Here is a 25,264-nt window from a genome sequence, read left to right on the forward strand (position 1 = left end):
AACCAAGGCTTATCCAGCAAAGATGGATTATAGTTCAGGCTCACATAATGATTCGCGATTCCCAAATTTATTTATTGTAGGAGCTGCCAAGGCAGGTACTACCACGTTGCATTACGCGCTGGCAAAGCATCCTCAGGTATACATGAGTGAAAAAAAAGAACCTGGCTATTTTGCATGGCCTGAAGAAAGCCTCTCCTTTATTAATAACGGTAAACTGATAACTCAGCCACGCTTTTTAGTCAATCATTTGGATGATTACCTCCGGTTATTTGAAAATGGAAAGAGTAAAAAAATCAGGGGTGAATCATCTACTACCTATTTGTTTTTTTATCAAAAAACGATTGCAAATATTAAGCGGATACATCCTGATGCAGAACAGGTAAATATTGTTATTGCTTTGCGTAACCCTGTTGAACGTGCTTTCTCACAGTATATGCACAAGCTCAGGGACGCGGCGGAAACACTTTCTTTTGAAGAAGCTATAGACCTTGAGGAAAAACGCAAAGATGAAAACTGGCATTTCGATTACCAGTATATACAAAGAGGATTTTATTACAACCAGGTTAAGGCTTATCTCGATAATTTCAGGAATGTAAAAATATACCTCAATGAAGACCTTCGCAACCAGCCTCTAAACGTAGGAAAGTCTTTAGAAGAGTTTTTAAATATTGAATTGTTACCAATGGATTTCAGCGGAGATTTGAATGTAAGCGGAGAGCCTAAAATGGAATCGCTGAATACGTTTTTGAAAAAGCCAAATCCTGTAAAAAAACTGCTAGGTCAGTTACTGCCAAAAACCTTGCGTCGCAAAATGAGGCTTCGGATACAAAGTACTGTGTACAAATATAACCTTGAGAAAAAGGAAATAAACCCCGAAACGAAAGCAACTCTTACGAAAGTTTACTATGAAGATGTGATGAAGTTGCAGGATTTGATTAAAAGAGATTTAGGATTGTGGATGAAATAACAATCAAGTTCTACCTGTTTTGTTTAACAAAAAAAAGCTTGTTTATAAGGCTATTCTTCAATATCAAGCAATGCCTTTCTAACTTTTTTTGTTACTTTTTTTGGGTGGTGGAAGGCTTGGATTGCTGATCTCCTTTATCACCGTATCCCGGTTTTACTTTGGTTTTTGCCGTTCTCTTTCTATCCTGACTTAAAGATCTGCCCTGGTCATCGCTTTCAGTAAATTCACCTTTTTCATTCCTTCTAACATAACGCTTATCTCCTTTTGGAGCAATTAAAGTACGCTTTCCGGAACCGGAACTTTTGCCGGAGCTTTTTGAGGACTTTGCCATTTTTTTTATTTAAATAGTTTGAGAAATAAAAAGCTTGTGATTTCTTTACAAATGTAAGTTTATATCTCACGAATCACCAATAACTAAAAAATTTTTATGGTGAAAATACTTCAGCTTTTCCCCCGCTTAGGGAAAGCCTGTTATGCAATTATAAATGCCTTATACAATCATTGATTATTTTCCTTTCATAATTCTATCTTCGCCGCAATTATATAAGCAGTATGAAAGAAGAAGAGAGCAGGCTTCCTAATTTTTTTATTGTAGGTGCGGCCAAATCAGGTACCACTTCATTATATGAATATATGAAGATGCATCCCCAGGTATATATGGCGCCTATCAAGGAAACGCATCACTTTTCCAGTGATATTGATAACACAAAATTCCGACCCAACTATGCCCGCTCGCTAAATAAAGACCTGTCAAAATTTTTACAGGGCGATATGAGTGATGGAATTTTTCATGCCTTTGTAAAAGACTGGGATCAGTATACCCAATTGTTTAAGAACGTAAACGGGGAAAAAGCAATTGGAGAAGTCACCAATTCATATCTGTATTCTAAGGAAGCCGCCCAAAATATTTTTAGCCGGTTTTCAAATGCAAAAATAATTATGATGCTGCGAAATCCGGTGGAGCGCGCATTTAGCCACTACCTTATGGATTTGCGAATCGGTTATGAGAGAGATAATTTTATGGATGCTTTAAAAAAGGATATGGCCAGGGATCCGAAAGGTTGGGGCATCTCTAATTTATATGTAGAGGTAGGAATGTATTATGAGCAGGTGAAACGCTATATAGATATTTTTCCGGAGCGGCAGCGCCGTATCTACATTTTTGATGATTTTAAAAAAGATCCGGGGTTGATTGTAAAAGATATGTTTTCCTTCCTGGGTGTTAACCCAAATGTGGAAATCGATTATTCTCAAAAGTTCAATCCTTCATTCATTCCCAAAAATAAAATGATCGGTAAATTGAACAGTCAGAAACGGATCAAAGATTGGTTGAAGGGAATATTGCCCAAATCGGTAAAGTCAAAATTTAAAAAAACATTGTACACTGATAAAAATCTTCCAGCAATCACCCTATCCGAAAAAAAATATCTTTCTGAAATTTTCAGGGATAATGTAATGAAGCTGAGCCAGCTTTTAAACCGTGATCTGTCTAACTGGGTTAATGTTTAGTGATGCCGGAACCTAAAGTGTATATTATTTTAATAAATTTCAATGGGCATGCTAATACTGCGGAAACTATAGAAAGCCTTTCGAAGCAATCGTATAAGAATTTCCAGGTAATAGTTGTCGATAACAATACGCCTCAATCCCTTCATATCATTAAAGAATGGTGCCTTGGAAAACAGGTTATAGAGTTTACGCCGCCGGATGAGATTAAAAAATTTTCGTTCCCATACTGCCCAAAGCCCTTATCATGGGCTGACTATGAAGTTGAAGAGGCGGAAAAAGGGGGAAATATTGAAAAAGAAAAAGTTGCACAAATGCAGGCTGATGCCGCTTTCAGATTCCCCTTCATCTTTATACAGGCAAGGAGTGATATCGGTTTCGCAGGTGGCAACAATGTCGGCTCGCATTACGCTCTTTCTAAAGGGGACGCGGATTATGTATGGCTGCTGAATAACGATACTACGCTTGATTTCGATGCACTCAAAATGTTGATTGAAAAAGCAGGGGAATACAAATCAGGAAGTGAAAAAGTAGGGATCATCGGATCGAAGCTATTATGGTACAGGTGGCCCGATAAGATAAATGCCATAGGAGGGATGTTTAACAAATGGACCACCTGGTCGTACCATCTTGGTTTGCGTGAAACAGACAATGGACAATACAACCGCGATGATGTGAAGTTTGATTATGTATATGGCGCATCACTTTTTCTATATAAAGCATTTCTGGAAGATGTGGGATTCATGAATGAAATGTATTATGCTTATTTTGAAGAGATGGATTGGGCGGTCCGGGGGGCGCGCCGCGGCTGGAAGCACGGTTATGCATACAAAAGCGTAATCTATCACAAGCAAGGTGTAACCACCGGAAAAGAAATAAAGAGCAAACGAAGACCGCAATTCTTCATGTGCTGCAAATACCGTGGCTGGATGCTTTTCTACCAACTTTACTATCCTTACCTTATCTTCGCCCCCGTTTTCAGGTTGATAGGGAAAGCTCTCAAAAACTTAACAGAAGGAAATTCAAAAGAATCGATTCTTATTCTTAAAATTCTATTAGGTAAACGCACGTGCCACAGGGATACGAATTAACATCACAACCGTTACTGACAACAGAACATGCTGTTAGTGACACATGGATGAGGCGTATCAAAATCGGGTTAACGTATCTGCTTTTTTTGAATATATTCGGCACGCTTATTAAAAGCCCCGTAACGCTGTATTATTTAATATATGGTGGCTATCCTTTTCTTTTCCTATACCTCGGCTTTACATTTTTATATGTGGTAGATAAGGTGCTCTCAAAAGGATCCGGTTTTACACCATACGAGTTTATCATTTTTTTTATTCTCACCTATATAATGCTTCAAGCAGGCTTTGTTACAAATTATTACTTCGGACAGCCGGTAATGCTTGGAATGTCTGCAGAAAAATCATGGCTAGCTATTCTTTCCGGCATATTTGTTTTTTACTTATTGAAGACCAGGATCCTGGATCTAACTATCATCCGTGATGCGCTGATTTTTACTGCGTGGTTCAATACCCCCTTTTATTTACTGATGATTTTGGCGCTTAACCCAAATCAATTTCAGGGAACCCTTTTTGTGTATTGTAATCAGGTGAAGGGTGGTTGCCAGTTTGAGTTCGACATTTTTGGGCTTGAATTCGCGACCATCTACTATTTTATTCGTTTTCTTCGAACTACCAGATGGAAATATGCCGTATTTTTTGTGTTCTTTTTTTCTTATATCTTCTTCATAAATCAAAAGCGCGGCACTTCCGTAGCGCTTTTAGGCACCATGGGTTTATATTTCCTGATTTATACAAATATCGAAAAGATCATTTTTTATACCGTTACTTTTTTCCTTGGCATTGTGGGTGGAGTAGGGCTGCTGGAACTGGTACGTCCTGACATTGTTGCGCGTATAGTGCAGATGTACACAGATGTATTACTGGTGCTTGAAGGTAAAGCAACCGGGGAGGCCTCCGCAGATGCGCGCATACGGGAATCGAATACCGTATTTAAATACTTTAATCTCCATCCGGGTAGCTGGTTTTTTGGAAATGGGAAAATCAATAATAACTGGCAGTCTGGTCCGCATGGTGAATTCGGGCATTTCTATGCTTCAGATATTGGTATGCTGGGAGTAGTTTTTCAATTTGGTGTATTGGGCCTTCTTGTGGGCTTAATGCAATACTGGCTGGTATTTAGAACGCACCGGAAGCTTAGCAGGTTTTATAGGAAAGATTACTTTTATCAGGGAGTCCTGTTTTTTATTATATTTTTTATTGTAAGAGGAATTCCATCAGGAGGAAATTTCTTCGACCCGGGAATGGCTATTGCCTCTTCTTTTATAGCTATCCATTATTTCTTTTATTATATGCAATTGCATCCTTCCCGGAATTATAAATATTTCAACAGGCAACAACAACTTTTAGATTGAGACCGATGGCGAATGCTTTAAAGTTACCCAATCTGATTATCGGGGGTGTGCACAAAGCAGGAACCACTTCTGTTTTTACTTATTTAGGTATGCACCCTGAAGTGTGTGCTTCAATTAAAAAAGAAATCGGATTTTTTATGCCGTTGAAATACGGAAAAAATCTGCCTCCCATAGAAGAATATAGTAAATACTTTGTCCAGTGCAATGAGGAGAAAAAATATTTTCTGGAAGCTAGTCCCAGTTACCTGTATGGGAAAGAGTTTATAGCAGACAGCATTTTGAAAGAATGTGGCGCTAATACCAGGATGATATTTATTTTAAGAAATCCGGCTGACCGGCTGTTTTCCTTTTATGAAAGAAAAAAGGCAAATGCTTACCTAAATTCATCAATTTCATTTTCTGACTTTATTCATACCTCTGAAAAACTAATCAATACAAGGCTGGAAGACCATCGTGAAGATGAAGAAGCTATTTACATAAGAGGAATACAGGAAGGTTTTTATATAGATTATTTGCCTGTTTGGTTTGATAAATTCGGTCCCAATCTTAAAATTCTTTTTTTTGAAGAACTTAAAAAGGACACCATTTCTTTTATGCAATCACTCTGCAATTGGCTTGATATACCTTTTGATAGCTATAAACCTGAAGACTTTAAAGTAGAGAATCAAACCATTGCTTACAGGAACAGGTTCCTTCATAAAACCTTACTCTTTATTAACAAAAAATTTGAAACGCTTTGGCGCAAAAATGTTTCTTTGAAGCGTACCTTACGAGGCCTTTATAAGCGTGTAAACGCTGAGGATAGAAAACGTGAGCATATGAATGAGGAAGAGCGCCAATACCTTAATACGCTTTATCAGCCTTACAATGAACAACTTTCTGATTTCCTGCACAAGAAAGGGATAACACTGTTGCCGGATTGGCTAACATAACGGAAATGCAAAAAAAGCTACCTAATTTCTTTATTGTCGGCGCTCCTAAAGCAGGAACTACTTCCTTATATTATTATCTCGATAAGCATCCGGAAGTGTTTATGAGTCCTATCAAAGAGCCGAACTATTTTTCATATAATGAAACCGTTGCCCAGGATTTATATCATAAAGAAAAGGGAGTAGGAACACTTAAGGAATATCTTGAGCTTTTTAAAAATGTAAAAAACGAGAAGATAATTGGTGAAGCCAGTGTCTCCTATCTTTACTATCCCTCCGTCCCGCAAAAAATTTATGATTTCAATGCTGATTCTAAAATCGTGATTGTGCTGCGCAATCCTGTGGACCGTGCTTTTTCCCACTATTTCATGGAGCACAAATTAGGATACGTTCACGCTCCCCTTGAAAAGATTTTGTTAAATAATCTAAAGCATAAACATGCTCACCTGTATTATCAGCAGTATGTTAAATTAGGAATATATACCCCGCAGGTAAAACGATACCTTGACATATTTGGAAAAGATCGTGTAAAGATTTTTATCTACGAAGATCTCGATCTGAGTAAGGAGAAAATGATTCGTGAGCTATTTGATTTTTTAAGTATTGATAAATCAATTTTGCCTGATCTGAATCAAAAGCATAACTCTTACTCTACACCAAGGAATGAAGTGATACGTTTTTTATATGCTCAGAAAACACTGCGCTCAATGGCAAGAAAAATATTGCCTGCCGGTAAAGTGGATAAGGTAAAAAGCTTCTTCTTATCATCTTCAAAAAAAAAGGAGAAGCATGAAGAAGCAGTTGCGGTCATGAAAAATATTTTTAGACCAGACATTATAGAGCTCGAAAAATTGCTTAACAAAAATCTAAGTTCCTGGTATGAGCAATAGCGAAAAGCTGCGTGTAGCAATGGTGGAACCGATCGGGGGTCACAGTGGAAATGACTTTTATGATTTTGGCTTGTGCAAAGCAGTGGCCGATCTTGGGACGGAAATGGTTTTTTATACATGCGATGAAACGGATCTGGACACTAAATTTTCTTTCCCTTTTAAAACCGTAAAGCCTTTTAAAAAGATATACGGAAAGGATCCCAAGGTTATTCGTGGAGCACGTTATGCCTTTGGTTCTTATATGGCTTCCAGGCATGCTTCAAGGTCCGGATTAAAAGTAGTTCACTTTCATGTTTATCATTTTGCAGGCAGAGAGTACTTAAATTTCCTTTTGTTTAAGAGAAGAGGTTTTAAAATAGTAGCTACTATTCATGACATCGAAAGCTTTGATAAATTCGGACAGCAGATAGATCCGGCGAAATATGCAAAGTTTGAGCGGTTGATTGACCAGATTATCGTCCATTCTGATTACGCCCGCGATTCATTAAAAAAATACTTTCCTAATTTTAATCAGAATAGAATACATATTGTTCCTCACGGAGATTCCGATTTCCTGTACAACAGGCACATTGAAAAAGATACGGCCCGCCGTAAATTGAGTCTGCCCCCTGACAAAAAGCTCGTGCTGTTCTTCGGTCAGATAAAAAAAGTAAAAGGTTTGGATGTACTGTTAAAGGCACATGCAATTGTTCGGGATAGAATGCCCGATGTAAAGCTGGTGGTGGTAGGCAAACCCTGGAAGGTTGAACAGGATGAATTCGATCAGATTATTAAAGAAAAAAACCTGGCTGGTGATTGCATCTTAAATTACTCATACGTTCCTAATGAAATTATTCCTGATTATTTTGCAGCAGCTGATGTGGTCGCACTGCCTTACCGTGAAATATATTCCAGCGGTGTAATGATCCGGTCACTTGATTATAGCTCTGCAATCGTTGCTTCTGATCTCGATACGTTTAAAAAGATTATTGTGGATGGCCAAAATGGAGTTCTGTTCCGAAATGAAGATGAAAAAGACCTCGCTGAAAAAATTATTTATTTATTAAGCAATGAAGAGAAGTTAAAAATAATGCGTGCTAATGCAAAGAAAACTGCAGAGGAAAAATTTGGCTGGAGAATGATCGGTAACCGGGTGAATGAAATCTATAAACTCGCATTGAATGGCAAGTGAATATATATTTATTACAGGAGCTGCCGGTATGGTAGGCTCGCACTTAATTGACCATTACAGGAGATTTCTCCCGAAAAAACAAATCATCGGTACCTGGTTTTCTCCCACCATTGACGTAAAAGATATTAAAGGGATATGTAACTCCAGGATACTGGATGTAACCCATACCTGCAAAGTATTCGAGCTGATTAATAAGTTTCGGCCCGATAAAATTTTTCACCTTGCTGCTCAAAGCCTTCCTACCGTTTCCTGGCAAAAACCTATTGAAACCATTGAAGCAAATATGAATGGTACGGTGAACGTTTTTGAAGCGGTAAAAAAAATTCGTCTTCATAATCCAGACTACGATCCAATGGTTGTGGTAGCCTGTTCCAGTGCGGAGTACGGTGCATCACTTACGCCTGAAAATTCTCCGGTAAAAGAAGACACTCCTTTACTACCACTGCACCCTTACGGGGTGAGTAAGGTGGGGCAGGACTTGCTTTCATTCCAATATTTTCAGAATTTTAAGATTCGCTGTATAAGAGTGCGCATCTTCAATACAACAGGCGCCCGCAAAACCAATGATGTTACTTCAGATTTTGTAAAACGTGCATTCGATATTTCTAATGGATCTGAGAATAGTTTCCGCGTTGGAAATCTGGAAACGAGGCGCGCCATCACCGATGTGCGTGATCTGGTTAAAGCACTAGTACTTCTTTCTGAAAAAGGTAAAGCCGGTGAGGTATATAATGTGAGCGGTGAAAAAGTATACCAGGTTATAGAAATAATTCCGCTTATTGAAAAAGCAATCAATGTTAAACTAAATGTGGAGGTAGCACAAGATCTATTAAGGCCAAGTGATGAGCCTATTATCTACGGTGACAGCAGCAAATTAAAAAGAGACACCGGGTGGCAGCAGCAATATTCTTTAGAAGAGACAATAAGTGACATGCTGCGGTATTTGAAAGAGAAAGTTTGATAGAATATACAGTAACAGCTTCACCGACGCATACTACGACATATCAACTTTTTTCCATGAGAATTAATTTAAATGAGAATGGTTGCTGTGCTGTAGAATCTGAAAGAATAAATGTATTTGATCTTCCGCAAATTGATGGTCCTACTTCTGTCAATTCTGGAGCTACCGTAATGCTGTCTTTAGTGGACGGGTCTAAATACCCTGTTTCCACTACTTATGTTTGGAAATTAGGGAATAATATAGTTCAGCAAAGCGCACTGAATACTTATCAATTTACCGCTGGTCCAAGCACAGTAGGCACGTATACCGTAAAAGTTACCTTACCATCAAATTGTAATGAAAGTGCAGAATTAAAAATCAAACTCAATAGTGCTCGATTAAATGATTCAGCGAACAATGCTTTTCTCGGGAATTTTTATCTTTATCCAAATCCTGCCATTAATGCTGTTGCATTATCATTCTCGGGCAATGAATGGAATCAATCTTCAGAAGCATTTCTTCAGCTGTGCGATCCAAATGGAGTAATAATCTTTACCGAAATGGTTACTGCTAGTACAGATAGAAATACCATTTTGCATTTCCTTCAAACATTATATCTGGCTTATATCATGTACGAATTGTGAAAAATAATAAGACCATTTCCAAACCTCTTCTAATTTTCAAACCATGAAAATCAAGTGCTCAATATCCCTTGTGATACTGATGAATCTTTTTTACGCTCAAGTTATATTGGGTCAGGTTTGGAGACCTTTAGATCAGGGTCTTAATAATACGGTTTTTGCGATGTGTGTAGATTCTCAAAATAATCAATTATATGTAGGAGGTCATTTTACTAAGGCAGGAAGTATAAAAGTGCAAAACCTATCCATTTGGGATGGCAATACTTGGCTTAATGCTCCTGACATGCAAGACCAGGTAAATGCTCTTATTTATTTCAAAGGCCATATATATGTGGCTTTAGATAATGGTTGGGTTGGATATATCCAGGATAATGATTTTGTAATAGCCGGTACTTTTGACAATTATGTAAGCTGTTTTGCTCTTTATAAAGATACCTTATATGCTGGAGGGCACTTTACAACAGCTTACGGTTTTTTTGGTGAGGATGACAGGGAGGTAAATCACATTGCAAGGTTTGATAGTATTGGAAGATGGGTTTCATTGGGGAAAGGCGTTACGGGTCCAATAGATCCGGAGGTAGAAGCTATGCATGAGTATAATGGTGATTTAGTTGCGGGCGGATTCTTTAATATGGCCGGAGATAGTGCTGTAAAAAATATCGCACGCTGGGATGGAACGAATTGGCGTCCCATGAAGAAAGGCTTATATGATCCAGATAATGAGTACTCAGCTTACGTTGATGCGATGGATACCTTTCAAGGCAAATTAGTCGTAGGTGGTGAATTTCACCAGGCTGGTTCAATTCCATGCCATAGTCTTGCCACTTGGTCAGGCGAGTCATGGGATACATTAGAATATGTTGTAACAAATTCGGTAAGGACAATTTATAGTTCATTCGGTAATTTATATGTTTCAGGAATTATTGATGATGGGCTATCCGCGTGGAATGGCGTTAACTGGTACCAGCTGAACTGGGGTGGCGCGGGAGATATTTTTTCATTCAGAACTTTCCAAGGCCATATATACGCAGGAGGCGGATTTTATCAATTAAAAGATAGTTTAAATGAAATAGCATATCTTGACTATGCGACTTCTGCTGGTTCCATTGTGTCTGATGAATCGTTTTTACTCTTTCCTAATCCTGTAAGCGGTAAACTCATCATTAATTATAACATTAGTCAGCCCGCTCAGCTTTTACTTAGTGATCCATATGGAAGAACTCTCAAATCATTTACGATATCTCCAGCCTCTAAAAACGAAGTCATTGATGTACATAATCTTGCCAGTGGAATGTATTTAGTTGCTCTGCAGTCGGCAGGAAAGCGAATCAGTCAAAGGGTAATGGTGGTACGATAGTAATATAGCATGGTGGATTAAGTAAGTTATCTAAGATATATTTGAAAGAGAAAAGTTTATAGATTCGCGTTCTTCGATGAACGGATTGATAACCATTGTTTTCTTGGTGATTGCAAAAGTCTTTATGACTCTCGCATGGTATGGTCATTTAAAAGCTTTAAGAGTATAACTGGTTTGCTGCATTACCACTGATTATAGTTATTCTTATAAGCTGGGGCATTGCATTTATTGAATATTGTTTCCAGGTGCCGGCAAACAGAATGGGCTTTAAAGAGAATGGAGGTCCTTTTACTTTGATGCAGTTAAAAGTTATTCAGGAAGTAATAACCCTTGTGGTCTTTACGATATTTACTCTTATTTTTTTAAAAATGAAACATTAAAATGGAATCATCTTGTGGGTTTTGGATTCCTTATTTTATCAGTATATTTTATTTTCAGGAAATAATTTAAGCACGAGTTTTTAAACTTCTACAATAATCACTTCCGAAATCTTTTTATCTTAATAGAATTATTAACCGGTAACCAGCAGCACAATGAAAGTAAATGATATTTTAAGGCGAAAGGGAAATTCTGTATATTCCATTACTCCCGGCACATCAGTTTACGATGCATTGAAACTGATGGCGGAAAAAAACCTGGGTGGATTATTAGTGATGGAAAGTGAGCAGCTGGTAGGCATCTTTACAGAACGGGATTATGCCAGAAAAATAATTCTGCTTGGCAGAGCTTCGAAGGACACGCTGATCCGTGACGTGATGACTGCCGAAGTGCGTACCATTACAAAGGATACGGAGATCGGTGAATGCATGCAGCTCATGACTAACAAAACCATTCGCCATTTGCCGGTTATGGAAGATGGAAAAGTTACGGGCATCATTTCCATTGGCGATGTGGTAAAGTTTATAATAGAAGAGCAGCAGGGAATTATTGAACATCTGCAGAGCTACATTGCAGGAACATGACCTTGCACTTTCAGCTAATTTAATATCATAATAGGTTTCCTCCATACAAGAAAACTGTGCTTGTAGACCATAGCGGATTTTAGTAACTACAAGATCAATATTTCTACATTTGCCACCTTTTAATTTATAGAACTGGTAATGGCGTTCATTTTTGTAGTTGGAAACAGCCGAAGCGGCACCACTATGATGGGTCGCATCCTGAACAACCATTCAAGGATCCATACATTTCCCGAGCTCCATTTCTTCGAACAATTATGGTCAGGTAAAGACAAGGATAAAATACTGTCTGCAGATCAGGCAGTAAAGCTTGCAACTACATTGCTCAATATTTCTGATAAAGGATATTTTGCAGTGCGGGAACCAGCAAAATACAGCGTTGAAGCCCAGCAGCTGACCAATAATCTCCAAGATGAAAAACTTACAGCTGCAAAAGTTTTTGCATCGGTTATAGTACATGAGGCAAGGAAGAACCATAAAGAATTTCCATGCGATCAAACACCTCAGAATGTCTTTTACATTCCGGAGATTTTAAATGCATTTCCTGATTCGCGAATCATTAATATGGTTCGCGATCCGCGCGATGTGCTGTTATCTCAAAAAAGAAAATGGAAAAGAAGGTTCCTCGGCGGCAAGCATGCTACCTGGTATGAAACCATCCGCGCCTGGACAAATTATCATCCTATTACTATCAGCAAGCTCTGGAATTCGGCAGTAAAGTCTGGTGATAGTACTAAAGATGAACGCTTATTAACGGTTCGTTTTGAGAACCTTTTAAAGAATTCCGATAACACTATTGAGCAGGTTTGCGAGTTTATTGGAATCGATTTTTCTATTGCGCTTAAGGAAGTGCCGCAAATAGGATCTTCAAGCGGAATGGATAAAAAGGATGTGAAAGGAATAAACTCATCCCGGGCGCAGAGCTGGTTAAAAGGAGGACTGAATAAGACTGAGATCTGGTTTTGTCAGCGACTATGTAAGGAACATATGCAGCAATACGGATATCGGGCAGAGAGTATTGTGGCGAATCCTTTCTTCGTAGTTGGTTATTATCTCCTTTTTCCTGTTAAGCTGGGATTCGCTTTTTTACTGAATCTGCACCGTATGAAAAATATTGCCGAAACAATCCGGAAGCGCTTGTGAAGTCAAAGACCCTCTTCTATAAAGTGCGGTCCCATCACTTCAATCAGGAATATAAGGATGAAAACCATTCCTGATAAAAATAATCCTAGTGCAAAGGCAATGCGATCCGCCTTGATTCCCATAAAACGGAAATGCTTATCATTCACTTTATTTTTTCCGTAAAAAGTAACAATACCTGTTATAACTAATACAAGCCCTGAGACAAGAATAAAAATGGTGTAAGCTTTCATAGGTTATCACAATGGGATTTATAACATAAGATCACCCTTTGATCAAATGCAAAGTAATTTTATAACGTTAAAATAATGTTATATAAAGGTGTATTTGTTTTTGAATAGCCATATTCTTAGAGTATAATAGACCCATTGCCGGAAAAATATTCCTGCTCTATTGGATAAACAGAAACCTTATTATACCTTTGCCATCCCTTTTTTAAAGCTCATTGAAATAATGGCACAGAGAATTAGAATTAAATTGCTTTCGTATGACCACTCACTGGTAGATAAGAGCTGTGAGAAAATTGTAAAAACTGTGCGAAGTACCGGTGCGGTAGTGGCAGGACCAATTCCCTTACCCACTGAAACAAAAGTATTTACTGTTTTGCGCTCGCCGCACGTTAATAAAAAAGCAAGGGAACAATTTAAACTCTGTACCTACAAGCGGTTGCTTGACATTTACACCTCATCATCCAAAACGGTGGATGCGCTAAGCAAATTAGAACTGCCCAGTGGTGTTGAAATAAACATTAAAGGATAACAATTAAATATCGACACCATAATGAAAGGTATTATAGGGAAAAAAGTAGGCATGACCAGCTACTTCGATGAAGGTGGCAAAAGCATTTCATGCACCCTTATTGAAGCGGGTCCTTGTGTAGTTACTCAGGTTAAGACTAATGATAGCGACGGTTATAATGCCGTTCAACTGGGTTACGATACTAAAAAGGACAAAAACACTACTAAGCCGCTGAAAAGCCATTTTGCCAAAGCAGGCAGTCCTGCCAAAAAGAAGGTTATTGAGATGCGGGATTTTGAGATCCAAAAAAGTCCTGGCGATACTGTAACAGTGGAAATTTTTGAGCAAGGAGAAAAAGTCAATATTACGGGAACTTCCAAGGGGAAAGGATTTCAGGGTGTAGTAAAGCGTCATGGATTTCATGGTGTTGGAGGTAGTTCTCATGGCCAGCATGACCGCAACAGGGCACCTGGTTCATTAGGTGGATCCTCATATCCTGCACGGGTTTTTAAAGGATTGCGGATGGCGGGAAGAGATGGCGGCAAAACGATTAAGATTCGCAATGTTTCGGTATTAAAAATCTTGCCGGATCAGAACCTTATCGTGGTGAACGGATGTGTTCCGGGACCGAAAGGTTCTTATGTTATCATTAAGAAATAACCGATTCTTTAAAGTATAAGAGCATGAAAGTGGAAGTACTCAAAATGGATGGAAACAAGGCAGGCAGAAGCATCGATTTGCCAGATACTCATTTTGGTATTGAGCCTAACGATCATGCCATCTATTTAGCCGTAAAGCAGTTTCTTGCAAACCAGCGCCAGGGAACCCATAAGGCAAAAGAGAAATCTGAAGTATCCGGGTCTACCCGCAAGCTGCATAAGCAAAAGGGTACTGGCGGGGCAAGAAAGGGCAGCATAAAAAATCCTCTTTACACAGGTGGTGGAAGAATCTTTGGTCCCCGACCGAGGGATTACAGTTTTAAGTTGAATAAAAAAGTAAAGGATCTTGCTAAAAAATCTGCACTCAGTTATAAAGCTAAGGATAACGGAATTGCAGTAATAGAAGATTTTCAACTGCAGGACCATAAAACAAAAGAGTATTTCCGCATTCTTAAAAATTTAGGAGTGGCGGAAAAGAAAATTATTCTGGTGATCGGTGAGGCCAGTAATAATTTGAAGCTAGCAAGCCGCAACCTGTCAAAATGTAAAATTTCAACGGTAAAAGATTTGAATACCTATGAGATTTTAAATGCTGGTACATTGCTATTTGTCGAAAGCAGTTTGAAACAATTTGAATCGACTAACGAAGTAAATTGAAACAACCATGGTAGATGTACTGATTAAACCACTAATTTCTGAGAAGATGAATCTGATTACTCAGAAGCTGAATAAAGTGGGCTTTCTTGTTTCAAAAGACGCAAATAAGATTCAAATAAAAAGCGCTGTAGAAAAGATGTACGGCGTTACCGTAAAAGGTGTGGCAACGGCCGTAAACCCGGGTAAGTTAACACAACGACACACCAAGACCGGAAGCAGTAAGGGTATGAAAAGCTCTTATAAAAAAGCATATGTTACGCTGGCAAAAGGGGAAGCAATTGATTTTTATGCTAATGTGTAGTGAAGTATAATATTACGATCAGGGAATAAATAGTATATAATGGCAGTACGAAAATTTAATCCGGTTACGCCGGGAACAAGGTTTAGAATCATTAACTCATTTTCAGAACTCACTTCGGATACACCTGAAAAAAGCTTATTGGTTCCGGCAAAGAAAAGCGGCGGTCGAAACAGCTCCGGGCGTCGTGCTATGCGATATATCGGAGGTGGTCATAAGCAAATGTATCGCCTGATAGACTTTAAACGCGATAAACAGGGTGTTCCAGCCAAGGTGCAGTCCATTGAATATGATCCAAATCGTTCCGCATTTATTGCTTTGCTTCATTATGTTGATGGTGATAAAAAATACATTCTTGCTCCACAGGGTTTAAAAGTTGGTCAAACACTTTTATCCGGTAGCGATGCCCCTCCTGAAATTGGAAATGCATTATTTTTAAAAGACATTCCTTTAGGTACCATAATTCATAACATAGAGTTACATCCTGGCAAAGGCGCCGCAATGGTGCGTAGCGCAGGTGCAAATGCACAGCTTAGCGCAAAAGAGGGAAAATTTGCAATAATAAAATTGCCTTCCGGCGAAAACCGCATGGTGTTGGCCACCTGTATGGCTACCATTGGCTCAGCATCAAATCCTGACCATATTCTAGAAACATCAGGAAAAGCAGGCCGCACAAGATGGAAAGGAACACGTCCGCGTAACCGTGGAGTGGCAATGAATCCGGTTGATCACCCTATGGGAGGCGGTGAAGGAAAAGCATCTGGAGGCCATCCGCGCTCCAGAAAGGGTTTATTAGCGAAGGGTTTAAAAACACGCCATCCTAAAAATCCATCCAGTAAATACATTATTAGTAAAAGAAAGAAATAATAAAATACATCCGTAAAGGATAACTTATTTTAAGTATGAGCAGAAGCATTAAAAAAGGACCATATGTCGACCATTCCCTTCAGCAAAAGGTTGATAAATTGAGCCAATCCGGAAGAAAGACGGTTATTAAAACATGGTCACGGCGGTCCACTATTACACCGGAATTTGTGGGTCATACTTTTGCAGTCCATAATGGAAATAAGTTTATTCCTATTTATGTAAGTGAAAATATGGTAGGTCATAAATTAGGTGAATTTGCTCCTACCAGGAATTTTAAAGGTCATTCATCTAAAAAAATTGTTGCTTAAAATTCGAGACATGGCGGAAGCTAAAGCTGTATTAAGAAACTGCCAATCATCACCGCGTAAAATGCGGTATGTGGCTGATGTAGTTCGGGGCATGAATGCAGAGAAAGCACTTTACATGCTTCAGTATAATGCGAAGCATGCTTCAAAGGATATAGGAAAATTACTGCGTTCGGCAATTGACAACTGGGAGAAGCAAAATGAAGGTACCCGCGTAGAAGATGCTCAGCTTATTGTAAAAACGGTCTTTGTAGATGGAGGCAAAATGTTGAAACGATGGCTGCCTGCGCCACACGGAAGAGCATATAAAAAACGTAAACGATCTAACCACGTTACCATTATCGTTGATTCGAAAATGGTGTTAATACCTGAAGATAAGGGGGGAAAATCCGTTCCGGAAACCGCCGTAGCAGATAGCAGCAGTGCCGGGGTTAACACCACACCGAAAAAGTCACGGCGAAGAAGGAAAAAGGAAATTGAAACAGTGGCATCATAATTAAAACACGCAACGAATAATATCAAATGGGACAAAAAGCAAATCCAATAGGTAACAGGCTTGGAATAATCAGGGGTTGGGAATCCAACTGGTTTGGAGGTAAGGAATTTGCCGAAAAACTTGTTGGCGATGAAAAAATCCGGACATACCTGAGGGCCCGTATTTCTAAAGGAGGCATTGCCCAGATTGTAATTGAGAGAACGCTTAATCGTATTACTATTACGATTCACACTTCCCGTCCCGGTATCATCATCGGCAAAGGCGGAGGAGAAGTTGATAGGATTAAGGAAGAATTAAAGAAGATTACAGATAAAGAGGTTCAGATTAATATAGTAGAAATCCGCCGTCCGGAAATCGAAGCTGCAATTGTTGCAGATACCGTTGCACGGCAGCTTGAGGCACGAATAAATTATAGACGTGCTATTAAAATGGCGATGGCATCAGCTTTAAGAATGGGTGCTGAAGGAATAAAAGTGAGGATCAGTGGCCGTTTGGGTGGTGCCGAAATTGCTCGTTCGGAAGAGATTAAGCAGGGAAGAGTGCCGCTGCATACCTTTCGGGCAGATATTGATTATGCCTTGGGCGAAGCGCAGACCGTATATGGTAAAATAGGCATTAAGGTGTGGATTTGTAAAGGAGAAGTCTATGGTAAGCGTGATCTTTCTCCAAATGTGGGTCAGAAAACAAATGAAATGCAGCGACCGAAAGGAGCCGGTCCCGGAGGCGATAGAAGAAGAGCTGGCGGTGCTCCTGGTGGCATAGGAAGAGGAAGGGATAAGGATAGAGATAGAGGTCGTGCAAAAGAATAATTAGATTTTAATACGGAAGATAAAGTTATTGAAACATGTTACAGCCGAAAAAGACAAAATACCGTAAAACACAGAGGGGTAAAATGAAAGGTAATGATGTGCGTGGTGCTCAGCTGTCGTTTGGTTCCTTTGGATTAAAGACCCTGGATCAGGCCTGGCTTACAGATAAACAACTTGAGGCGGCACGTGTGGCTCTAACACGGCATATGAAGCGGGAAGGGCAGGTGTGGATACGTGTATTTCCGGATAAGCCTTTAACAAAAAAACCTGCGGAAGTACGTATGGGAAAAGGTAAAGGAAATCCTGAAGGCTGGGTAAGTGTGGTAAAGCCCGGAAGAATTTTATTTGAGGCGGAAGGCGTATCACTAGCCATAGCGAAAGAAGCATTGCATCTGGCAGCACAGAAATTACCTGTACATACCAAGTTTGTGATGGCCCGTGATTATAAAGCGTAATTAATTTAAGTGTAAAACTAAAAGGTAGTCAATTAAGGATAATTGAAAGCAAATGGCAAACAAAAAAATAAATTTTAAGGAGCTGTCTACGCAGGAAGTAGTTGAAAAATTAAAAGAAGACAGGATGCATTATAAGAAAATGAAATTCAACCATACCGTAAGCCAGTTGGAAAACCCGATTGTATTGAGAAGGTCACGCAGAGACATAGCCAGGATGATAACGGAATTAAAAAAGCGCGAAACCGCTATTAATAAGTAATCAAATTATTGTGAAGGTCTCTTAACGCCGTTTACAATTGATAATAGATAATACATGGAAAGAAATTTAAGAAAATCAAGGATAGGTATTGTTACCAGTAATAAGATGAATAAATCTATTACGGTTTCTATTGAAAGGAAGGTAAAGCATCCCCTGTATGGAAAATACCTGAAAAAGACTAAAAAATTCATGGCTCATGATGAAAAACAGGAAGCCTCTATTGGGGACACCGTTCGAATAATGGAGACCAGGCCGTTAAGCAAAAGTAAGAGATGGCGTCTTGTGGAAATCGTTGAGAAAGTAAAGTAGAAAACAGCCTTTGGCATCTTTAATAAATAGTATCAGGTAATCAAAAAGAAAAAGCTGACAAAATTAAACAGATCAAGTCATGATACAGTCGGAATCTAGGTTGAATGTGGCAGATAATAGCGGAGCGCGCGAAGTACTGGTCATCCGGCTGCTAGGTCACTCCCGTCAGCGATATGCTTCAGTAGGAGATGTTGTGGTGGTTACTGCTAAGGATGTAATACCAGCAGGTCAGTTAAAGAAAGGAACCGTTTCCAAAGCAGTAATTGTTCGAACACGGAACCGCATCCGGAGAAAAGATGGCTCTTATATTCGCTTTGATGATAATGCCTGCGTATTGCTTAATCCACAGGATGAACCGAGAGGTACACGGATCTTTGGCCCTGTAGCAAGAGAATTGCGGGAAAAACAATTCATGAAAATAATTTCATTAGCACCCGAAGTTTTATAATAAAATATGAAAGCAAATAATACGGGCAATCGTTTTTCACCTAAGATTCATGTCAGGAAAAATGACATGGTATACGTCCGTTCCGGAGAAGATAAAGGAAAAAAAGGCAGGGTGCTTGAAGTGCTTGTGGCAGAAGGGAAAGCATTTGTAGAAGGTGTTAATATCGTCTCGAGACATACCAAGCCAAATGCAAAGAATACTCAAGGCGGGATTGTAAAAAAGGAAGCGGCCGTTCCTGTTTCTAAGCTTATGTTGCTCGATCCCAAAGGTGGCAAGCCAACGCGGGTCGGCAGAAAAATAGTTGACGGAAAATCTGTACGTTTTGCAAAGGGAGCAAAGAGCTCCGGTGAAATAATTAAGTAAAAGAGATAAGGACAAATGGAAAAATTCACTCCAAGATTAAAAAAACATTATACCGAACAGGTAATTCCGGCCCTGCAGAAGCAATTTAGTTTTAAATCAATCATGCAGGTTCCACGCCTGGAAAAAATCAGTATTAATCAGGGTGTGGGCGCGGCAACGGCGGATAAGAAATTAATTGACAATGCCATCCAGGAAATGACTTCTATTAGCGGTCAAAGAGCGGTATCAACCAAGTCTAAAAAAGATATTTCCAACTTTAAATTGCGGGTTAACACTGCCATAGGAGTAAGGGTAACACTTCGTGGAGAAAAGATGTACGAATTTTTAGATCGCCTTATTGCTGTGGCATTGCCACGTGTTCGTGATTTTAAGGGAATCAACGATAAAAGTTTTGATGGCAGAGGAAACTATACACTCGGTGTTACAGAACATATCATTTTTCCGGAAATCGATATTGATAAAATAACAAAAATCAATGGGTTTGACATCACTTTTGTTACTAATACTACCAAAGATGAAGAAGCAAAAGCTTTATTAAGCGAATTAGGTTTACCCTTCAAAAAAGATAAATAATGGCAAAAGAATCAGTTAAAGCCAGGGAAAGAAAGCGGGCAAGTATGGTGGCGAAATATGCTGAAAAACGAAAAGCCCTCAAAGCCGCCGGCGATTATGCCGCACTGGATAAGCTCCCGAAAAATTCTTCTGCAGTCCGCATGCACAATCGCTGCCAGCTGACCGGCAGGCCACGCGGATTTCTTCGGGAATTTGGTGTTTCAAGAAATAAATTTCGGGATCTTGCCTTAAATGGGAAAATTCCGGGCATCACAAAGGCAAGCTGGTAATTTGATAAAAGAATAATATTAAGTAAAACAAAGTTTAAGCAAATGGTTACCGATCCTATAGCAGATTACCTTACCCGCATGCGCAATGCATTAGCTGCAAACCATCGCATTGTGGAAATTCCCGCTTCTAATGTAAAAAAACGCCTCACGGAAATTCTTTACGATAAAGGGTATATTTTAAAATATAAATTTGAAGATAATGAAAGGAATCAGGGAGTCATTAAAATTGCTTTAAAATATAATCAGGTTACTAAACAACCGGCCATCAGAACACTGCGTCGGGCAAGCAGGCCGGGTTTAAGAAAATACGCTTCGGCAGATGAATTGCCAAGAGTTATTAATGGATTGGGAATAACAGTTATTTCTACATCTCACGGATTAATGACTGATAAGGAAGCGCGTGCCCAAAAAATTGGGGGTGAGGTTTTGTGCTATATTTATTAACGAACAACAATAGTTAATAGTAATTTTAAATTACAAACACATTAAACAGTACCATGTCACGAATAGGTAAATTACCGGTTTCAGTTCCCAAAGGTGTTGCTGTTACTGTTTCACCTGCTAATGAGGTAACGGTAAAGGGTCCAAAAGGACAATTGTCTCAAAGGCTTGATCCTGATATTACTTTGAAGATTGAAGATGGAGTGCTTAAGCTCGAACGTGCTACGGAGCAAAAACGACATAAAGCGTTGCATGGCTTATACCGTGCTTTGCTTGCAAATATGGTAAAAGGAGTTACTGATGGATATGAAAAGAAGCTTGAACTTGTTGGCGTAGGATTTCGTGCCACCGTAACCGGTCAGTTGCTCGAGTTGTCAGTTGGATATTCTCACCCGGTAATGTTTGCATTGCCTAAAGAAATTAAAGCAACGGCAGAGCAGTTAAAAGGACAAAACCCTGTGATTACTTTACAGAGCTATGATAAACAGCTGATTGGTCAGATTGCTGCTAAAATCCGAGGAGTTCGAAAGCCCGAACCTTATAAAGGAAAAGGTATTAAATTCAGCAATGAAATTTTGAGACGGAAGGCAGGCAAATCTGCTGCAACAGGAGCTAAATAATTTCAATCTACGGCAAAATCCGTAGTAAATATAAAAAGATGTCAGTTAGAAAAGAAGCAAGGAGAGAAAAAATACGAAGAAGGATTAGAAAAAGTCTTACAGGTACAAAAGAACGTCCCCGGCTTTCTGTTTTTCGCAGCAATCGCGATATATACGCTCAGATAATTGATGATGTTAACGGGCATACTTTGATTGCTGCTTCTTCCAGGGTAGTAAAATCAGAAACAGGTAATAAAGTGGATGCCTCAAAAGAAGTAGGAAGAACACTGGCCAGGCAAGCTGTTGATGCTGGTATTATCTCGGTGGTTTTCGATCGCGGAGGATACCTGTATCATGGGCGTGTAAAAGCGCTGGCCGATGGAGCCCGGGAGGGTGGATTGAAATTTTAATAATAAGCATTACTTGCAGTAACATTTAAAAAATTACCGTTACAGCAAAATGCTGATAATTCAATATTAAATATGGCACAAGCTAACATACAAAGGGTAAAGGCGAGCGAGCTGGATCTTAAAGATAAAGTAGTAAGCATTCAACGCGTTGCAAAAGTTACTAAGGGAGGCCGCACTTTTAGTTTTTCTGCACTCGTGGTAGTGGGTGATGGTAATGGTATTGTAGGCCAGGGTTTGGGTAAAGCCAGTGAAGTACAGGAAGCAATAACCAAAGGAATTGATGATGCAAAGAAGAATCTGGTTAAAGTGCCTATTTATAAAGGAACTATTCCACACGAACAAATATCTAAAAGCGGTGCTTCAAAGGTCTGGATAAAACCAGCCTCGCATGGTACGGGTGTAATTGCCGGTGGTGCTATGCGTGCTGTTCTGGAGAGTGCGGGTGTTACGGATGTATTGGCAAAGTCTCTCGGCTCTACTAACCCTCATAATGTGGTGAAAGCAACTATACTCGCCCTGTCAATGTTGCGCGATCCGATTAGTATTTCACAAACCCGGAATGTTAATTTAAAAAAAGTGTTTAACGGATAAGGTGTATGTCAAAATTAAAAATCACGCAGGTTAAAAGCGCTATTGATCGTTCTGCCCGTCAAAAGAAAACTATTGAAGCATTAGGCATTAGAAAATTACACATGTCGGTTGTAAAAGAGGATACTCCTCAAATACAGGGAATGATTGTAAAAGTGAAGCATTTAATTACAGTGGAAAAAGCAGAAATATGAATCTTAGTAGCCTGAAGCCTGCAAAGGGTTCTATAAAGAAGGTAAAAAGAATTGGCCGTGGTGAGGGCAGTGGCCATGGTGGCACTTCCACACGTGGCAATAATGGTGCAGGTCAGCGGTCCGGTAACAAAGAAAAGAGAGGCTTTGAAGGTGGTCAAATGCCTTTACAGCGTCGCCTTCCTAAGGGTGGTTTTAAAAACTTGTTCCGGAGAGAATATGAAATTATCAACCTAGGAAAGTTGCAGGAATATGCTGATAAATTCGGTATAGCTGATATCAACCATGAGACCTTAACTCAAAATCACATTATCAGAAAGAAAGACCGTGTTAAGATTCTTGGTAATGGCGAATTAAAAACAAAGCTGAATGTTCATGTGAATGCAGTCAGCGAATCAGCAAAAAGTGCAATTGAGGCAGCAGGAGGAACTGTTAACCTGATATAATCGCAATGAAACGTTTCATTCAAACTATACAAAACATCTGGAAAATAGATGACCTGCGTCAGCGTATCTTATATACCCTGGCTTTGGTTTTCATCTATCGCGTTGGTTCTTACATCGTGCTTCCGGGCGTAGATGCTGTTCAGCTCGAGTCACTCGGTCAGCAGTCAGCTAAAGGAGTATTTGGCCTGCTGGATATTTTTGCAGGAGGCGCCTTTTCCAGGGCTTCCATTTTTGCACTTGGCATTATGCCTTATATCTCTGCTTCTATTGTGATGCAATTGTTGACGATGGCGATTCCTACATTTCAAAAGATGCAGAAAGAAGGAGAAAGCGGTCGCAGGAAAATAAATCAATTTACTCGTGTCTTAACTGTGTTTATTACAGCTGCACAAGCTTCAGGCTATGTTGTATATTTAAAAAGCGGACTTGGAGCCAACCTTGTTAACGACAATGGCTTATTCTGGTTATCCTCGGTTACCATTCTTACTGCAGGGACCATCTTTGTAATGTGGATGGGCGAAAGAATAACCGATCGCGGCATTGGAAATGGAATTTCACTCTTAATCATGATAGGCATTATTGCCCGGTTACCATTTGCTTTAATTTCAGAATTCGAAAGCCGTATTAATGAAGGAGGGGGGGCAATAGCCTTTCTATTGGAAATTGCGGTTTTATTGGGAGTTGTAGTGGTGGTAATTATGCTGGTACAGGGAACCCGGAAAATACCGGTTCAATATGCAAAAAGGGTAGTAGGAAATAAGCAATATGGCGGCGTCCGGCAATACATACCATTAAAAGTTAACGCTGCCGGAGTTATGCCTATAATCTTTGCGCAGGCTTTAATGTTTATTCCGGCAACTATAGCCCAGTTTTTTCCTGATTCGGCTGCTATGCAGGGAGCTACAACCTTTACAAATCCCGGTTCCTTTTGGTACAGCTTTATATTTACCATACTAATAGTGATTTTCACTTATTTTTATACAGCCCTGATCGTAAACCCGATTCAGATGGCTGATGATATGAAACGTAATGGAGGTTTTATTCCTGGCGTAAAACCCGGAAGACAAACTGCCAACTTCATAGATAATGTAATGTCAAGGATCACTTTACCAGGTGCATTATTTTTAGCCTTTGTAGCAATTATGCCATCTTTTGCCAGAATTTTTGGTGTAAATACTCAGTTCGCCAATTTTTACGGTGGAACATCACTACTTATTTTGGTAGGTGTGGTTTTGGATACTCTTCAACAGATTGAGAGTCATTTATTGATGCGCCATTATGATGGCTTAATGAAATCAGGCCGGATAAAAGGCCGTACTCAAGGTGTACAAGTTTCTTCCTGATATGATTTATTACAAAACAGTTGAAGAAATTGAGAACATCAGGAAAAGTTCTTTGCTTGTTTCCAGGACCCTTGCTGAAGTAGCAAAAAACATTAAGCCTGGTATCACCACGATTGATCTGGACGTTATTGGAGAAGAATTTATTCGTGACCATGGAGCGTATCCGGCTTTCCTTGGTTACAGAGGGTTCCCGAACACACTTTGTGTATCAGTAAATGAGCAGATAGTTCATGGGGTACCCGGAAGTTATGCTTTAAAAGAAGGTGATATTGTATCTATCGATACAGGAGTTGTGCTAGATAAATTTTATGGAGACAGCGCCTACACCTTTGCTGTAGGAGAAATAGATGAACAAAAAAAAAGGTTAATGCAAATTACCCGGGAGTCGTTGTTTCTTGCAGTAGAACAGGCACGCGTTGGGAAGAGGATAGGGGACATTGCATTTACCGTGCAGGACTTTGTTGAGCGAAATGGCTATTCAATAGTCAGGGAACTGGTTGGTCATGGTCTGGGGAAGAAATTACATGAAGATCCGGAAGTGCCTAATTATGGTAAACGGGGTGCAGGTACCAAGTTGCTGGAAGGATTGGTTATTGCCATTGAACCGATGGTGAATATGGGTAAGCGAAACGTAATGCAATCACCTGATGGTTGGACAATTTATACAGAAGATAAATTACCCTCGGCGCATTTCGAACATACTGTTGCGATTACCAGGAATGGTCCTGATGTGTTAACCACTTTTGAATTCATTGAAGAGGTTGTTTACGGAACCGTTGTATAGTCAGCAATTAAAAC

The 25,264-nt window shown here is 39.5% G+C and carries 37 protein-coding genes and 1 pseudogene; 36 read left to right on the forward strand and 2 right to left on the reverse strand.

Annotated elements, in window-relative coordinates:
* Positions 1-22 precede the first annotated feature (22 nt).
* Complete coding sequence (locus tag H0W62_00165) at positions 23-967, forward strand: sulfotransferase (GenBank protein MBA3646963.1); 945 nt, start codon at positions 23-25, stop codon at positions 965-967.
* A gap of 91 nt (positions 968-1,058) precedes the next feature.
* Here the strand turns inward: H0W62_00165 and H0W62_00170 are convergent, their stop codons facing one another.
* Positions 1,059-1,241, reverse strand: a complete 183-nt coding sequence (locus H0W62_00170; GenBank protein ID MBA3646964.1) for a hypothetical protein — start codon at positions 1,239-1,241, stop codon at positions 1,059-1,061.
* 278 nt (positions 1,242-1,519) lie between these two features.
* Here H0W62_00170 and H0W62_00175 point away from each other — a divergent pair, with 278 nt between their 5' ends.
* The 12 genes and pseudogenes from H0W62_00175 (at position 1,520) to H0W62_00230 (ending at position 12,946) form a co-directional block, all read left to right on the forward strand.
* On the forward strand, positions 1,520-2,476 hold the full coding sequence (locus H0W62_00175) for a sulfotransferase (protein ID MBA3646965.1): 957 nt from the start codon (positions 1,520-1,522) through the stop codon (positions 2,474-2,476).
* 2 nt (positions 2,477-2,478) lie between these two features.
* A complete protein-coding gene (locus H0W62_00180; protein MBA3646966.1) occupies positions 2,479-3,564 on the forward strand; it encodes a glycosyltransferase family 2 protein in 1,086 nt (361 codons plus the stop codon).
* Positions 3,543-4,916 carry a hypothetical protein gene (locus H0W62_00185; GenBank protein MBA3646967.1) on the forward strand — a complete coding sequence of 458 codons (1,374 nt, stop codon included), beginning with the start codon at positions 3,543-3,545 and terminating at the stop codon, positions 4,914-4,916. The genes H0W62_00180 and H0W62_00185 overlap by 22 nt, the downstream gene beginning before the upstream one ends.
* Before the next feature lie 5 nt (positions 4,917-4,921).
* A complete protein-coding gene (locus H0W62_00190; protein MBA3646968.1) occupies positions 4,922-5,848 on the forward strand; it encodes a sulfotransferase domain-containing protein in 927 nt (308 codons plus the stop codon).
* Between the two features lie 5 nt (positions 5,849-5,853).
* Positions 5,854-6,735 carry a sulfotransferase gene (locus tag H0W62_00195; protein ID MBA3646969.1) on the forward strand — a complete coding sequence of 294 codons (882 nt, stop codon included), beginning with the start codon at positions 5,854-5,856 and terminating at the stop codon, positions 6,733-6,735.
* Positions 6,725-7,906 carry a glycosyltransferase family 4 protein gene (locus H0W62_00200; protein MBA3646970.1) on the forward strand — a complete coding sequence of 394 codons (1,182 nt, stop codon included), beginning with the start codon at positions 6,725-6,727 and terminating at the stop codon, positions 7,904-7,906. Before H0W62_00195 ends, H0W62_00200 begins: the two co-directional genes overlap by 11 nt.
* The gene (locus tag H0W62_00205; protein ID MBA3646971.1) at positions 7,896-8,867 is read left to right on the forward strand and encodes a GDP-mannose 4,6-dehydratase; all 972 of its coding nucleotides are present in this window, start codon (positions 7,896-7,898) and stop codon (positions 8,865-8,867) included. The genes H0W62_00200 and H0W62_00205 overlap by 11 nt, the downstream gene beginning before the upstream one ends.
* A 56-nt stretch (positions 8,868-8,923) precedes the next feature.
* Positions 8,924-9,490, forward strand: a complete 567-nt coding sequence (locus tag H0W62_00210) for a hypothetical protein (GenBank protein MBA3646972.1) — start codon at positions 8,924-8,926, stop codon at positions 9,488-9,490.
* A gap of 43 nt (positions 9,491-9,533) precedes the next feature.
* Complete coding sequence (locus tag H0W62_00215; GenBank protein MBA3646973.1) at positions 9,534-10,844, forward strand: T9SS type A sorting domain-containing protein; 1,311 nt, start codon at positions 9,534-9,536, stop codon at positions 10,842-10,844.
* Between the two features lie 76 nt (positions 10,845-10,920).
* A pseudogene (locus tag H0W62_00220) lies at positions 10,921-11,289 on the forward strand (DMT family protein).
* 88 nt (positions 11,290-11,377) lie between these two features.
* Positions 11,378-11,806 (forward strand): CBS domain-containing protein, encoded by a 429-nt coding sequence (locus H0W62_00225; GenBank protein ID MBA3646974.1) that lies wholly within the window; start codon positions 11,378-11,380, stop codon positions 11,804-11,806.
* A gap of 138 nt (positions 11,807-11,944) precedes the next feature.
* The gene (locus H0W62_00230; GenBank protein MBA3646975.1) at positions 11,945-12,946 is read left to right on the forward strand and encodes a sulfotransferase; all 1,002 of its coding nucleotides are present in this window, start codon (positions 11,945-11,947) and stop codon (positions 12,944-12,946) included.
* A 2-nt stretch (positions 12,947-12,948) separates the two neighbouring features.
* On the opposite strand, the gene H0W62_00235 is transcribed toward H0W62_00230, so the two are convergent.
* Positions 12,949-13,176, reverse strand: a complete 228-nt coding sequence (locus H0W62_00235; protein MBA3646976.1) for a hypothetical protein — start codon at positions 13,174-13,176, stop codon at positions 12,949-12,951.
* A 220-nt stretch (positions 13,177-13,396) separates the two neighbouring features.
* On the opposite strand from H0W62_00235, the gene rpsJ reads away from it, so the two are divergent.
* The 23 genes from rpsJ (at position 13,397) to map (ending at position 25,250) form a co-directional block, all read left to right on the forward strand.
* On the forward strand, positions 13,397-13,702 hold the full coding sequence (rpsJ, locus tag H0W62_00240; protein ID MBA3646977.1) for a 30S ribosomal protein S10: 306 nt from the start codon (positions 13,397-13,399) through the stop codon (positions 13,700-13,702).
* 21 nt (positions 13,703-13,723) lie between these two features.
* Positions 13,724-14,341, forward strand: coding sequence for a 50S ribosomal protein L3 (gene rplC / locus H0W62_00245; GenBank protein ID MBA3646978.1), 618 nt, complete (start codon positions 13,724-13,726; stop codon positions 14,339-14,341).
* Between the two features lie 23 nt (positions 14,342-14,364).
* Positions 14,365-14,997 (forward strand): 50S ribosomal protein L4, encoded by a 633-nt coding sequence (rplD, locus tag H0W62_00250; GenBank protein MBA3646979.1) that lies wholly within the window; start codon positions 14,365-14,367, stop codon positions 14,995-14,997.
* 7 nt (positions 14,998-15,004) lie between these two features.
* Positions 15,005-15,298 (forward strand): 50S ribosomal protein L23, encoded by a 294-nt coding sequence (rplW, locus tag H0W62_00255; GenBank protein ID MBA3646980.1) that lies wholly within the window; start codon positions 15,005-15,007, stop codon positions 15,296-15,298.
* A 39-nt stretch (positions 15,299-15,337) separates the two neighbouring features.
* A complete protein-coding gene (gene rplB / locus H0W62_00260; protein ID MBA3646981.1) occupies positions 15,338-16,162 on the forward strand; it encodes a 50S ribosomal protein L2 in 825 nt (274 codons plus the stop codon).
* 35 nt (positions 16,163-16,197) lie between these two features.
* On the forward strand, positions 16,198-16,470 hold the full coding sequence (gene rpsS, locus H0W62_00265) for a 30S ribosomal protein S19 (protein ID MBA3646982.1): 273 nt from the start codon (positions 16,198-16,200) through the stop codon (positions 16,468-16,470).
* A 10-nt stretch (positions 16,471-16,480) separates the two neighbouring features.
* Positions 16,481-16,963, forward strand: coding sequence for a 50S ribosomal protein L22 (gene rplV, locus H0W62_00270; protein ID MBA3646983.1), 483 nt, complete (start codon positions 16,481-16,483; stop codon positions 16,961-16,963).
* Positions 16,964-16,989: 26 nt separating this feature from the next.
* A complete protein-coding gene (gene rpsC / locus H0W62_00275) occupies positions 16,990-17,772 on the forward strand; it encodes a 30S ribosomal protein S3 (protein MBA3646984.1) in 783 nt (260 codons plus the stop codon).
* Positions 17,773-17,807: 35 nt separating this feature from the next.
* On the forward strand, positions 17,808-18,227 hold the full coding sequence (rplP, locus tag H0W62_00280) for a 50S ribosomal protein L16 (protein ID MBA3646985.1): 420 nt from the start codon (positions 17,808-17,810) through the stop codon (positions 18,225-18,227).
* Positions 18,228-18,279: 52 nt separating this feature from the next.
* A complete protein-coding gene (gene rpmC, locus H0W62_00285) occupies positions 18,280-18,486 on the forward strand; it encodes a 50S ribosomal protein L29 (GenBank protein MBA3646986.1) in 207 nt (68 codons plus the stop codon).
* A 54-nt stretch (positions 18,487-18,540) separates the two neighbouring features.
* On the forward strand, positions 18,541-18,795 hold the full coding sequence (rpsQ, locus tag H0W62_00290) for a 30S ribosomal protein S17 (GenBank protein ID MBA3646987.1): 255 nt from the start codon (positions 18,541-18,543) through the stop codon (positions 18,793-18,795).
* 79 nt (positions 18,796-18,874) lie between these two features.
* The gene (gene rplN / locus H0W62_00295) at positions 18,875-19,243 is read left to right on the forward strand and encodes a 50S ribosomal protein L14 (GenBank protein ID MBA3646988.1); all 369 of its coding nucleotides are present in this window, start codon (positions 18,875-18,877) and stop codon (positions 19,241-19,243) included.
* A gap of 45 nt (positions 19,244-19,288) precedes the next feature.
* Entirely contained in the window at positions 19,289-19,606 is a 318-nt protein-coding gene (gene rplX / locus H0W62_00300) for a 50S ribosomal protein L24 (protein ID MBA3646989.1), read from the forward strand.
* 15 nt (positions 19,607-19,621) lie between these two features.
* Positions 19,622-20,179 carry a 50S ribosomal protein L5 gene (gene rplE, locus H0W62_00305; protein MBA3646990.1) on the forward strand — a complete coding sequence of 186 codons (558 nt, stop codon included), beginning with the start codon at positions 19,622-19,624 and terminating at the stop codon, positions 20,177-20,179.
* Positions 20,179-20,448: a 30S ribosomal protein S14 gene (rpsN, locus tag H0W62_00310; protein MBA3646991.1), complete on the forward strand. Its 270-nt coding sequence runs from the start codon at positions 20,179-20,181 to the stop codon at positions 20,446-20,448. Before rplE ends, rpsN begins: the two co-directional genes overlap by 1 nt.
* A 42-nt stretch (positions 20,449-20,490) precedes the next feature.
* Positions 20,491-20,892 carry a 30S ribosomal protein S8 gene (rpsH, locus tag H0W62_00315; protein ID MBA3646992.1) on the forward strand — a complete coding sequence of 134 codons (402 nt, stop codon included), beginning with the start codon at positions 20,491-20,493 and terminating at the stop codon, positions 20,890-20,892.
* Between the two features lie 53 nt (positions 20,893-20,945).
* Positions 20,946-21,509: a 50S ribosomal protein L6 gene (gene rplF, locus H0W62_00320; GenBank protein MBA3646993.1), complete on the forward strand. Its 564-nt coding sequence runs from the start codon at positions 20,946-20,948 to the stop codon at positions 21,507-21,509.
* Between the two features lie 38 nt (positions 21,510-21,547).
* Positions 21,548-21,898 carry a 50S ribosomal protein L18 gene (locus tag H0W62_00325; GenBank protein MBA3646994.1) on the forward strand — a complete coding sequence of 117 codons (351 nt, stop codon included), beginning with the start codon at positions 21,548-21,550 and terminating at the stop codon, positions 21,896-21,898.
* Positions 21,899-21,970: 72 nt separating this feature from the next.
* Complete coding sequence (rpsE, locus tag H0W62_00330) at positions 21,971-22,489, forward strand: 30S ribosomal protein S5 (GenBank protein ID MBA3646995.1); 519 nt, start codon at positions 21,971-21,973, stop codon at positions 22,487-22,489.
* 5 nt (positions 22,490-22,494) lie between these two features.
* Complete coding sequence (rpmD, locus tag H0W62_00335) at positions 22,495-22,680, forward strand: 50S ribosomal protein L30 (GenBank protein MBA3646996.1); 186 nt, start codon at positions 22,495-22,497, stop codon at positions 22,678-22,680.
* Positions 22,677-23,123: a 50S ribosomal protein L15 gene (gene rplO, locus H0W62_00340; GenBank protein MBA3646997.1), complete on the forward strand. Its 447-nt coding sequence runs from the start codon at positions 22,677-22,679 to the stop codon at positions 23,121-23,123. Before rpmD ends, rplO begins: the two co-directional genes overlap by 4 nt.
* A gap of 5 nt (positions 23,124-23,128) precedes the next feature.
* Complete coding sequence (gene secY / locus H0W62_00345) at positions 23,129-24,466, forward strand: preprotein translocase subunit SecY (protein MBA3646998.1); 1,338 nt, start codon at positions 23,129-23,131, stop codon at positions 24,464-24,466.
* A gap of 1 nt (position 24,467) precedes the next feature.
* Positions 24,468-25,250: a type I methionyl aminopeptidase gene (gene map / locus H0W62_00350; protein MBA3646999.1), complete on the forward strand. Its 783-nt coding sequence runs from the start codon at positions 24,468-24,470 to the stop codon at positions 25,248-25,250.
* Positions 25,251-25,264: the final 14 nt, after the last annotated feature.

This window comes from Chitinophagales bacterium (assembly GCA_013816805.1).
In the GTDB taxonomy this organism is placed as follows: Bacteria; Bacteroidota; Bacteroidia; order Chitinophagales; family UBA10324; genus MGR-bin340.

What these genes read in the sequence shown, in the direction of transcription:
- H0W62_00165 (MBA3646963.1), top strand. Translation starts at nt 23, where the DNA reads ATGGATTATAGTTCAGGCTCACATAATGATTCGCGATTCCCAAATTTA.
- H0W62_00175 (MBA3646965.1), top strand. Translation starts at nt 1,520, where the DNA reads ATGAAAGAAGAAGAGAGCAGGCTTCCTAATTTTTTTATTGTAGGTGCG.
- H0W62_00180 (MBA3646966.1), top strand. Translation starts at nt 2,479, where the DNA reads ATGCCGGAACCTAAAGTGTATATTATTTTAATAAATTTCAATGGGCAT.
- H0W62_00190 (MBA3646968.1), top strand. Translation starts at nt 4,922, where the DNA reads ATGGCGAATGCTTTAAAGTTACCCAATCTGATTATCGGGGGTGTGCAC.
- H0W62_00195 (MBA3646969.1), top strand. Translation starts at nt 5,854, where the DNA reads ATGCAAAAAAAGCTACCTAATTTCTTTATTGTCGGCGCTCCTAAAGCA.
- H0W62_00200 (MBA3646970.1), top strand. Translation starts at nt 6,725, where the DNA reads ATGAGCAATAGCGAAAAGCTGCGTGTAGCAATGGTGGAACCGATCGGG.
- H0W62_00205 (MBA3646971.1), top strand. Translation starts at nt 7,896, where the DNA reads ATGGCAAGTGAATATATATTTATTACAGGAGCTGCCGGTATGGTAGGC.
- H0W62_00210 (MBA3646972.1), top strand. Translation starts at nt 8,924, where the DNA reads ATGAGAATTAATTTAAATGAGAATGGTTGCTGTGCTGTAGAATCTGAA.
- H0W62_00215 (MBA3646973.1), top strand. Translation starts at nt 9,534, where the DNA reads ATGAAAATCAAGTGCTCAATATCCCTTGTGATACTGATGAATCTTTTT.
- H0W62_00225 (MBA3646974.1), top strand. Translation starts at nt 11,378, where the DNA reads ATGAAAGTAAATGATATTTTAAGGCGAAAGGGAAATTCTGTATATTCC.
- H0W62_00230 (MBA3646975.1), top strand. Translation starts at nt 11,945, where the DNA reads ATGGCGTTCATTTTTGTAGTTGGAAACAGCCGAAGCGGCACCACTATG.
- H0W62_00235 (MBA3646976.1), bottom strand. Translation starts at nt 13,176, where the DNA reads ATGAAAGCTTACACCATTTTTATTCTTGTCTCAGGGCTTGTATTAGTT.
- rpsJ (MBA3646977.1), top strand. Translation starts at nt 13,397, where the DNA reads ATGGCACAGAGAATTAGAATTAAATTGCTTTCGTATGACCACTCACTG.
- rplC (MBA3646978.1), top strand. Translation starts at nt 13,724, where the DNA reads ATGAAAGGTATTATAGGGAAAAAAGTAGGCATGACCAGCTACTTCGAT.
- rplD (MBA3646979.1), top strand. Translation starts at nt 14,365, where the DNA reads ATGAAAGTGGAAGTACTCAAAATGGATGGAAACAAGGCAGGCAGAAGC.
- rplW (MBA3646980.1), top strand. Translation starts at nt 15,005, where the DNA reads ATGGTAGATGTACTGATTAAACCACTAATTTCTGAGAAGATGAATCTG.
- rplB (MBA3646981.1), top strand. Translation starts at nt 15,338, where the DNA reads ATGGCAGTACGAAAATTTAATCCGGTTACGCCGGGAACAAGGTTTAGA.
- rpsS (MBA3646982.1), top strand. Translation starts at nt 16,198, where the DNA reads ATGAGCAGAAGCATTAAAAAAGGACCATATGTCGACCATTCCCTTCAG.
- rplV (MBA3646983.1), top strand. Translation starts at nt 16,481, where the DNA reads ATGGCGGAAGCTAAAGCTGTATTAAGAAACTGCCAATCATCACCGCGT.
- rpsC (MBA3646984.1), top strand. Translation starts at nt 16,990, where the DNA reads ATGGGACAAAAAGCAAATCCAATAGGTAACAGGCTTGGAATAATCAGG.
- rplP (MBA3646985.1), top strand. Translation starts at nt 17,808, where the DNA reads ATGTTACAGCCGAAAAAGACAAAATACCGTAAAACACAGAGGGGTAAA.
- rpmC (MBA3646986.1), top strand. Translation starts at nt 18,280, where the DNA reads ATGGCAAACAAAAAAATAAATTTTAAGGAGCTGTCTACGCAGGAAGTA.
- rpsQ (MBA3646987.1), top strand. Translation starts at nt 18,541, where the DNA reads ATGGAAAGAAATTTAAGAAAATCAAGGATAGGTATTGTTACCAGTAAT.
- rplN (MBA3646988.1), top strand. Translation starts at nt 18,875, where the DNA reads ATGATACAGTCGGAATCTAGGTTGAATGTGGCAGATAATAGCGGAGCG.
- rplE (MBA3646990.1), top strand. Translation starts at nt 19,622, where the DNA reads ATGGAAAAATTCACTCCAAGATTAAAAAAACATTATACCGAACAGGTA.
- rpsN (MBA3646991.1), top strand. Translation starts at nt 20,179, where the DNA reads ATGGCAAAAGAATCAGTTAAAGCCAGGGAAAGAAAGCGGGCAAGTATG.
- rpsH (MBA3646992.1), top strand. Translation starts at nt 20,491, where the DNA reads ATGGTTACCGATCCTATAGCAGATTACCTTACCCGCATGCGCAATGCA.
- rplF (MBA3646993.1), top strand. Translation starts at nt 20,946, where the DNA reads ATGTCACGAATAGGTAAATTACCGGTTTCAGTTCCCAAAGGTGTTGCT.
- H0W62_00325 (MBA3646994.1), top strand. Translation starts at nt 21,548, where the DNA reads ATGTCAGTTAGAAAAGAAGCAAGGAGAGAAAAAATACGAAGAAGGATT.
- rpsE (MBA3646995.1), top strand. Translation starts at nt 21,971, where the DNA reads ATGGCACAAGCTAACATACAAAGGGTAAAGGCGAGCGAGCTGGATCTT.
- rpmD (MBA3646996.1), top strand. Translation starts at nt 22,495, where the DNA reads ATGTCAAAATTAAAAATCACGCAGGTTAAAAGCGCTATTGATCGTTCT.
- rplO (MBA3646997.1), top strand. Translation starts at nt 22,677, where the DNA reads ATGAATCTTAGTAGCCTGAAGCCTGCAAAGGGTTCTATAAAGAAGGTA.
- secY (MBA3646998.1), top strand. Translation starts at nt 23,129, where the DNA reads ATGAAACGTTTCATTCAAACTATACAAAACATCTGGAAAATAGATGAC.
- map (MBA3646999.1), top strand. Translation starts at nt 24,468, where the DNA reads ATGATTTATTACAAAACAGTTGAAGAAATTGAGAACATCAGGAAAAGT.